Here is a 1160-nt window from a genome sequence, read left to right as displayed (position 1 = left end):
TCATATATCTGGCTATGAGTAAAGTTATGTTAAGTAGGGAATATGCTTGATTTACTGGTTTGTGGACAACCTCTAGTAATGATAATCCATTTTATTCCAACTCTGATGAATTCAGAGCAAATGATTTGATTAGTGCACTAACTAATGATAGTAAAATAATCTGGTGTATCAGAGGAGGAGAAGGGGCTTCTCGGTTAATTCCCTATCTAGAAAAGTTACCCAATGATAAAAAAGAAAGGATTGCTCAAAACAAAAAAATCCTCATAGGCTATAGCGATATAACTGCCTTGCACATCCATCTACAAGCTAAATATGATTGGCAAACTCTTCACGGCACCATGTTGGAAATGATAGTAAATAACTCCGTTTCTGAAAGCTCTGTTGAAAAATTGAAAGAGTTAATTCTTAACAAGCGGGATTCTATCAGATTTGATAACCTAAAGACGATAAATAATGGCATTAGACTAAAAGATGGCAGATTAGAGTCTAAAATCATCGGTGGTAATATGACTCTAGTTGAAAATAGTATAGGAACCGCTTGGCAAATAAATGCGAAAGGTAAAATTCTATTTTTAGAGGACATAAGAGTTTACCCATATGCAATAGAGCGCAGTTTAGATCACCTAAAACAAGCCCACATCTTTGATGGAGTACATGCAGTAATCTTTGGGGATTTCGTTAACTGCTATAACGATAACCTTGTTGAAGTTGTAAAAGAAAGGTTTGCAAAAAGTGTTAACTTTCCTGTATTTACAATAAAAGGGGTAGGCCATGGACATACAAATGATCCTTTACCTTTTAACACTCACGCTATTATTAGCGTTCAAGACGAAAAAGAAGGTTTGTTTTTTATGGACGTGCAAAATGTTAACTACACATAGCTGATAGCTCACTAGGCTTCTTTTGAAATTGTTAAGGTAATTGTCATCCGAGTAGTTGACTACTTGGATCCAGTTTCACCTTATGATGGTGTCATGAAAGTAGCTGACACTGGTTCCTTTATGACGGCAGCACTTTCTCCTGTCATCCCAGTGCCCAGACTACTTGGATCCAGAAAAAAGGATGATGTCATTCCAGTCTGGAATGGCTTTGTTGCATCGCTAGCTATGATGGATTAAAGATAAAAAAGGTGGAGAATATCAGTAGCTTATTATTCTGGT

At 36.4% G+C, this 1160-nt stretch carries 2 protein-coding genes; both read left to right on the top strand.

Annotated elements, in window-relative coordinates; all coding sequences use genetic code 11:
• Nucleotides 1–59: 59 nt before the first annotated feature.
• Complete coding sequence (locus BA053_RS06240) at nt 60–881, top strand: LD-carboxypeptidase (RefSeq protein WP_245611092.1); 822 nt, start codon at nt 60–62, stop codon at nt 879–881.
• A gap of 63 nt (nt 882–944) precedes the next feature.
• Entirely contained in the window at nt 945–1118 is a 174-nt protein-coding gene (locus tag BA053_RS07565; protein WP_156518066.1) for a hypothetical protein, read from the top strand.
• Nucleotides 1119–1160 lie beyond the last annotated feature (42 nt).

It is taken from the genome of Wolbachia endosymbiont of Nomada ferruginata (assembly GCF_001675785.1).
GTDB lineage: Bacteria > Pseudomonadota > Alphaproteobacteria > Rickettsiales > Anaplasmataceae > Wolbachia > Wolbachia pipientis.
This window is presented reverse-complemented; position numbering and strand designations above follow the sequence as displayed.